General features: G+C 75.9%; 7 protein-coding genes and 1 pseudogene. 7 read left to right on the forward strand and 1 reads right to left on the reverse strand.

Going from position 1 to position 6780, the window contains the following annotated elements:
* From ABZ641_RS21855 to ABZ641_RS21880, 6 genes and pseudogenes are all read left to right on the forward strand, one after another.
* Window positions 1-1934, forward strand: a pseudogene (locus ABZ641_RS21855) (hypothetical protein); the annotation flags it as partial.
* 475 nt (window positions 1935-2409) lie between these two features.
* Window positions 2410-2700, forward strand: coding sequence for a hypothetical protein (locus tag ABZ641_RS21860; RefSeq protein ID WP_359984110.1), 291 nt, complete (start codon window positions 2410-2412; stop codon window positions 2698-2700).
* 60 nt (window positions 2701-2760) lie between these two features.
* Complete coding sequence (locus ABZ641_RS21865; RefSeq protein ID WP_344627396.1) at window positions 2761-3537, forward strand: metallophosphoesterase; 777 nt, start codon at window positions 2761-2763, stop codon at window positions 3535-3537.
* Window positions 3538-3589: 52 nt separating this feature from the next.
* Window positions 3590-4453: an SMP-30/gluconolactonase/LRE family protein gene (locus ABZ641_RS21870; protein WP_359984114.1), complete on the forward strand. Its 864-nt coding sequence runs from the start codon at window positions 3590-3592 to the stop codon at window positions 4451-4453.
* Window positions 4454-4689: 236 nt separating this feature from the next.
* Window positions 4690-4887, forward strand: a complete 198-nt coding sequence (locus tag ABZ641_RS21875) for a hypothetical protein (RefSeq protein ID WP_344627394.1) — start codon at window positions 4690-4692, stop codon at window positions 4885-4887.
* Between the two features lie 2 nt (window positions 4888-4889).
* Window positions 4890-5234 (forward strand): metalloregulator ArsR/SmtB family transcription factor, encoded by a 345-nt coding sequence (locus ABZ641_RS21880; RefSeq protein ID WP_344627393.1) that lies wholly within the window; start codon window positions 4890-4892, stop codon window positions 5232-5234.
* Window positions 5235-5259: 25 nt separating this feature from the next.
* Here the strand turns inward: ABZ641_RS21880 and ABZ641_RS21885 are convergent, their stop codons facing one another.
* A complete protein-coding gene (locus ABZ641_RS21885; protein WP_344627392.1) occupies window positions 5260-5607 on the reverse strand; it encodes an ArsR family transcriptional regulator in 348 nt (115 codons plus the stop codon).
* 112 nt (window positions 5608-5719) lie between these two features.
* Here ABZ641_RS21885 and ABZ641_RS21890 point away from each other — a divergent pair.
* Window positions 5720-6780 (forward strand): NADH:flavin oxidoreductase/NADH oxidase (locus ABZ641_RS21890; protein WP_359984118.1); only part of this gene is annotated, 1061 nt, incomplete at its 3' end.

Here is a 6780-nt window from a genome sequence, read left to right on the forward strand (position 1 = left end):
CCGCCCAGCGGGCCCGCCGCCGCGCCGACGCGCTGGCCGGCCTCGCCTTCCGGCTGCGCGAGCGCGCCAACTGGACGCGCCGGCAGCGCGAACTCGCCGAGGACGCCGCCGAGTGCGACCGCCGCCAGACCGTCTGCGCCGAACGCGCCCGCACCTGCGACGAGGACCGCCGCGCCGCCCAGCGCGCCGCCGACGACGCCCGCCGCACCGCCCGCACCCTGCGCGCCGAACGCGCCGAACTCTCCACCGTCGCCGAGGACGCCCCCGAGCCCACCGGCACCCCCGCCTCGCTGCCCGCCCTCCGCGAGGCCTACCGGGCGGCCTCCCAGGTCTACGAGAAGGTCGGCGTCGGCGCCGACCTGCGTGCCGAGCAGGCCCGTGCCGAGGGTGACGAGGCCGCCGCCGCGGCCGAACTCGACCGGCTCACCAACAAGGTCCGCACCCGCGCCGAGGAGCTCCTCGCCAGCCCGGACGGCGCCGACGGCCCCGCCCGGCAGGCCGCCGCCGCCCGCGCGGAGGAACTGGTCGCCACCATCGAGGCCCGCTCCGCCACCGCCAGCGAACAGCTCGGTCGGCTCCGCGGCGACGCCGAGCGCTCCGCCCCCGCCGACGGCGAGGCCCACACCGAACTCCCCGAGGACCTCGTCCCCGCCGACCCGGAGCACGCCCAGACGCTGCTGCGCACCGCCACCACCCGGCTCGCCGAGCGCCGCGAGCGGCTGGAGACGGCCCGCACCGAACACGCCGACCTGCTGCGCACCTTCGAGGCGGCGCAGGCCGCCGCGGCGAACTTCGACGAGACCGCGGTGCAGCTCCGCGACGGCCTGCGCGACAACCCGGACGAGGCCGAGCCGCACGCCGAGCCGTACCTCGGCGGCCTCGCCGAGGCCCGCACCGCCGCCACCGAGAGCCGCCGCACCCTGCGGACGGCGGCCGCCGAGCTGAGCGGCGCCGAACTCGCCGTCCGCGACGCCGCCGACGCCCTCATCCGGCACGCCAACGCGGCCCGCTACGAAGCCGTCCGCACCCCGGCCCGCCAGCAGATCCGCGAACTGCCCACCGCCGCCCTGCCCGAGCACGCCGCCGCCTGGGCCGCCGCCTTCGCACCCCGGCTGCGCGTCCTCACCGACGAACTCGCCCAGCTGGAGCGCAACCGCGGCTCGATCGTCGACCGGCTGCGCGGCCTGGTGGAGTCCTCGCTCGCCACGCTGCGGGCCGCCCAGCGGCTCTCCCGCCTGCCCGAGGGCCTGGGGGAGTGGTCCGGCCAGGAGTTCCTGCGGATCCGCTTCGAGGACCCGGACCACGCCGTCCTGGTGGAGCGCCTCGGCGAGGTCATCGACGAGGCCACCCGCGCCGCCGTGAAGAAGAACTCCGACCTGCGCCGCGACGGCATGTCGCTGCTGCTGCGCGGCGTCGCGGCGGCGATCGGCCCGAAGGGCGTCAGCGTCGAGATCCTCAAGCCCGACGCGGTGCTGCGCGCCGAACGCGTCGGCGTCGGCCAGATGTCGGACGTCTTCTCCGGCGGCCAGCTGCTCACCGCCGCCATCGCGCTGTACTGCACGATGGCCGCGCTGCGCGCCAACGACCGCGGCCAGTCCCAGCTGCGGCACGCGGGCACGCTCTTCCTCGACAACCCGATCGGCCGGGCCAACGCCACCTACCTGCTGGAGCTGCAGCGGGCCGTCGCCGACGCGCTGGGCGTGCAGCTGATCTACACCACCGGCCTGTTCGACACCACCGCGCTCGCCGAGTTCCCGCTGGTGATCCGGCTGCGCAACGACGCCGACCTGCGGGCCGGCCTGAAGTACATCTCGGTCGAGGAGCACCTGCGCCCCGGCCTGCCCGCCCCGCAGGACCCGGACGGTCCGACCGTCCACGGCGAGATCACCGCCACCCGGATGTTCAAGCGCCCCGCCGAGGCCCCGGTCGGCTGACCCGATCGGCCACTTCGGGGCCCGCACCCCCGAAGTGGCCGATGGCCGGGTACACGGCCCCGCCACGGCGTTAGGCTCCTGGTCCAGGACCGGCCCCGAACCGCCGCGGAGCCCGGCCGCCACGACCCGGGGGAGGCCGTCGAATGGAGCCGCACCAGCGGGCACGGACGGACCACCACCTGTCCCTGCGCACCGCCCCGGTCCGCTGCCCCCGCTGCGACTCCCGCGCCGACCGCACCGGCGCCCGCCTGTTGCGCACCTCCCGCGGGCCGGTCCGCGAGAGCGGCCGCTCCTTCGCCGGCCCCGTCCCGGTGACGGGCGGCGAGCGCTGCCCCACCTGCGGCCGCACGCCGCGGCACACCGCAGAGCACGCCACCCGGCTCGGCCTGGCCTGGCCTGGCCCGGCCCGGCCCGGCCCGGTACGGTCCGCGACCGCGCACTGCGCTGCGACTGCGGGACGCGCTCCCGCCACCCGGTGGCCGTCCACCCCTCCCGGCGCCGCAACCAGGGCACCGACCCGGTCTCCGGCCTGCCGCTCCGGCTGCGCACCGACATCCGCGGCAACGTCCTGCGGGCCCTGGACGCCGCCCACGTGGACGCCGTCGAGGCGTACGTCTCGGCGGTGCTGCGCCCGCCGGCCCGCGGCAACGGCACCCCGGCGAGCCGCCTCCCGGCGTGGATCAAGAGCGCCAAGAACCGCCGGGAGGTCCTGCTCGGCCCGGGCGGCCGGCGGGACCTGCTCCCGGCGGACGGCGCACCGCCCTGACCGGCCCGATCCCCATGTCCCTTCCACCGAGTCCCTTCCACCGATTCCTGGAGGCCCCGCATGCCGGTGATCGCCCACCTCAGCGACATCCACCTCGGTCAGGTCCGCACCGGTCCCGACGGGCCGGACGGCGGTGCCCGCGCCGAGGCCAGGGCCGCGCGGGTGATGGCCCACCTGGAGGCGGTGCCCGGCCCGATCGACGCCGTCCTGGTCACCGGCGACCTCGCCGACCACGGCCTCGCCGAGGAGTACGCCGCGGTCGCCCGGGTGCTCGCCTCCGACCGCTGGCCGGTGCTGACCTGCCCCGGCAACCACGACGTCCGCGAGGCGTACCGGGCGGTGCTGCTCGGCGAGGAGCCGTCGGCGGCGCCGGTGAACCGGCTGCACGAACTCCCGGGGCTCACCGTGCTGATGTGCGACTCCAGCGTCCCCGGCCGCGACGAGGGCCGGTTCGACGAGGAGACCCTGGGCTGGCTGGACACCACCCTCAGCCGGGCCCGCCGGGACGTCCCCGCCGTGGTCGCCTTCCACCACCCGCCGGTCGAGCTCCACCTGCCGGTCGTCGACCCGATCCGGCTGCTCGACGAGGAGCGCCTCGCGGCGGTGCTGCGCTGCCACCCGCAGGTCGCCGCCGTGCTCTGCGGCCACGCGCACACCCCGGCGGCCACCCGCTTCGCCGGTCTGCCGCTGGCGGTCGCGCCCGGCGTGGTCTCGACCGCCCTGCTGCCCTTCGAGAGCGGCGAGGAGCTGGAATTCGACCACCCGCCGATGGTTTCCTTCCACATTCTGGACGCGCAGCGCAGGCTGACCACGCATCACCGCATCGTTCTCTCCTGAGACCGGGCCGCCCCCCACCGGCCGTCCCGCATCCGCCCGACCAGGAGCCCCCATGCCCCGCACCCTGCACGCCGAGCCGGTCGTCCGCGACCGCGCCCACCTCAACGAGAGCCCGCTCTGGGACGACCGCCACCGGATGCTCCGCTGGGTCGACATCCTGGCCGGCCGGGTGCACGGCTGGGACCCGGCGACCGGGGAGCGCACCCTGTTCGAGGCCGGCCTGCCGGTCGGCGCGGTGGCCCTGCGCGAGGCCGGCGGGCTCGTCCTGGCCGTCGCGGACGGCTTCGCGCTGTTCGACGGCGAGCGGACGACCCGCATCGCCGACCTCGACTCCGAGGGCGGCGAGCTGCGGATGAACGACGCCGTCTGCGACCCCGAGGGCCGCCTGCTCGCCGGCACCATGGCCTACTCGCACGAGCCGGGCCGCGGCACCCTGCACCGCCTGGACGCCGACCACACCGTGCACACCGCGCTGGCCTCGGTCACCATCTCCAACGGCCTCGACTGGTCGGTGGACGGCGAGACCGCCTACTACGCGGACAGCCCGACCCGCGAGGTGCGTGCCTACCGCTACCGCGAGGGCCGGCTGCTCGACCCCCGTCCGTTCGTCACCACCGAGGGCGGCGTGCCGGACGGTCTCGCGGTCGACGCCGAGGGCGGGGTGTGGGTCGCGGTGGCCTTCGCCGGCACGGTCTGCCGCTACCTGCCGGACGGCACCCTCGACACGGTCGTCCGCGTGCCGGCCACCGTGACCACCAGCTGCGCCTTCGGCGGCCCCGACCTGGACACCCTCTACATCACCACCGCCACCGAGAACCTCACCCCGGCCCAGCTCGCCGAGCAGCCGCTGGCCGGCGGGATCTTCGCCTGCGAGCCGGGCGTCCGCGGCCGGGCCGCGAACCGCTACCGCGGCTGACGGGGCACTCGCCGCACCGACCGCCGCACCGACCGCTGCACAGGCCCCGCACCGAGCGCCGCACAGGCCCCGCACCGGTCGCGGAGGCCGGTGCGGTCGGGCCGGTACACCCTCCGGTGGGCGAGGTGCCGTACTCGGTCGGAAACTTGAAGAAGTTTTCCCAGTCTTGGATGCTGGACTCCCCGGGTCTGACCCGGGCGGTGGGCCGGCGCCGCTGCCGGCATCGGAGGTCAGCCGTGACGGACCTGTTCCGCGAGGAGCTCGGGGCGCAGCTGACGCAGGCCCGCGACGACCTCGCCGCCGCCAGGGAGGCGGGCGACGACGACGGCGTGCAGGCCTACCGGGGGCGGATCACGAGTCTGCTGCGGATCGCCGCGCGCCACGGCGTCGAGCTGCCCCACTCGCCGGACGAAGAGGAAGACGAGGACGACTGAGCATGCCGGTCCCGCTCTACCAGGCCAAGGCGGAGTTCTTCCGAACCCTCGGTCACCCGGCGCGCATCCGTGTCCTCGAACTCCTCCAGGACGGTCCGCGTCCGGTCCGCGAACTGCTCGCCGAGATGGACATCGAACCGTCGAACCTCTCCCAGCAGCTCGCCGTGCTGCGCCGCACCAACCTCGTCACGGCGACCCGCGAGGGCAACACCGTGGTCTACGAGCTGAGCACCCCGGACGTCGCCGACCTGCTGCGCGCGGCGCGGCGGATCCTCACCGAGATGATCGCCGACCAGGGCGTGCTGCTGGCCGAACTCCGCGGCGACGGCCGCGTCCCGACCGCCTGAGGCCCGGTCCGCGCGGGCGGAACGTTCAGACCGGGTACCGGGACGCCCGGTGCCCGGCCACCACGCTGTCGAGCAGTCCGGGGAAGCGTGCGGCCAGGTCCTCGCTGCGCAGCGAGTTCATCTTCGACGTGCCGCGCCGCACCTGCCGGATCACTCCGGCCTCCCGCAGCACCCGGAAGTGGTGGGTGAGCGTGGACTTGGCCACCGGCACGTCGAAGGCCAGGCAGTTGACCTGGTCGGTGCAGCCCGCCAGCGAGGAGACGATCCGCAGGCGGACGGGGTCGGCGAGCGCGTGCAGCACGGCCTCCAGGCGGATCTCGCCGACGGCGGGCTCCGGGAAGGGCGCGCAGGCCTCGTGGCGGGTTTCGGTCACCCCCTCATGGTACGAGGATCATCGTAGTTTGACAGATCTCGTAGTACGAGAGTTATCGTACTGAGCAGCACCAGCCTCCCGGCCCGCCCGGGCCACCGCCGAAGGAGCTTCCGTGAGCGCCCTGTTCGAGCCGATCGCCCTCCGCTCGCTGACCGTGCCCAACCGGGTGTGGCTCGCCCCGATGTGCATGTACTCCGCGGCGCCGGACGGCCCCGAACAGGGCGTCGCCACCGACTTCCACCTCGCCCACCTGGGCGCCCGCGCCGCGGGCGGCGCCGGCCTGGTGATGACCGAGGCCACCGCCGTCCGCCCCGACGGCCGGATCTCGCCCTTCGACCTCGGCCTGTGGAACGACCGGCAGCAGGAGGCGCTGGCCCGGATCGCCGCGCTGATCACCGCCCACGGCGCGGTGCCCGCGATCCAGCTCGCCCACGCCGGCCGCAAGGCCGCCACCGGCCGCCCGAACGACGGCTCCAAGCCGCTGGCCGCCGCGGACGGCGGCTGGCAGCCGGTCGGCGCCTCGCCGATCGCCTTCGGCGAGGGCTACCCGGTGCCGGACGAGCTGACCACCGAGCAGATCGCCGAGCTGGTGCGGGACTTCGCCGCCGCCGCGGTCCGCGCCCGGGAGGCCGGCTTCCGGGTCGCCGAGGTGCACGGCGCCCACGGCTACCTGATCCACTCCTTCCTCTCGCCGCACTCCAACCACCGCACCGACGGCTACGGCGGCTCGTTCGCCGGCCGCGCCCGGTTCGCCCTGGAGGTCGCCGCCGCCGTCCGCGCGGTCTGGCCGGAGGACCTGCCGGTGTTCTTCCGGGTCTCCGCCACCGACTGGCTGGACGGCGAGCCGGGCTGGACGCCCGAGGAGACGGTGCTGCTCGCCAAGGAACTCCAGGCCGTCGGCATCGACCTGGTCGACGTCTCCAGCGGCGGCAACGTCCGGAACGCCGCCATCGCGCTGGGCCCCGGCTACCAGGTGCCGTTCGCCGAGCAGGTCCGCACCGAGGCCGGTGTCCCGGTCAGCGCGGTCGGTCTGATCGTCGAGCCCGCCCAGGCCGAGGAGGTCGTCACCGCCGGCCGCGCCGACGCCGTGATGCTCGGCCGCGAACTGCTGCGCAACCCGTACTGGCCGCTGCACGCCGCCCGCGAGCTCGGCGCCGAGCGCACCTGGCCCCG

Origin of the sequence: Kitasatospora sp. NPDC007106, assembly GCF_040634455.1 — a bacterium.
Taxonomy (GTDB): domain Bacteria; phylum Actinomycetota; class Actinomycetes; order Streptomycetales; family Streptomycetaceae; genus Kitasatospora; species Kitasatospora arboriphila.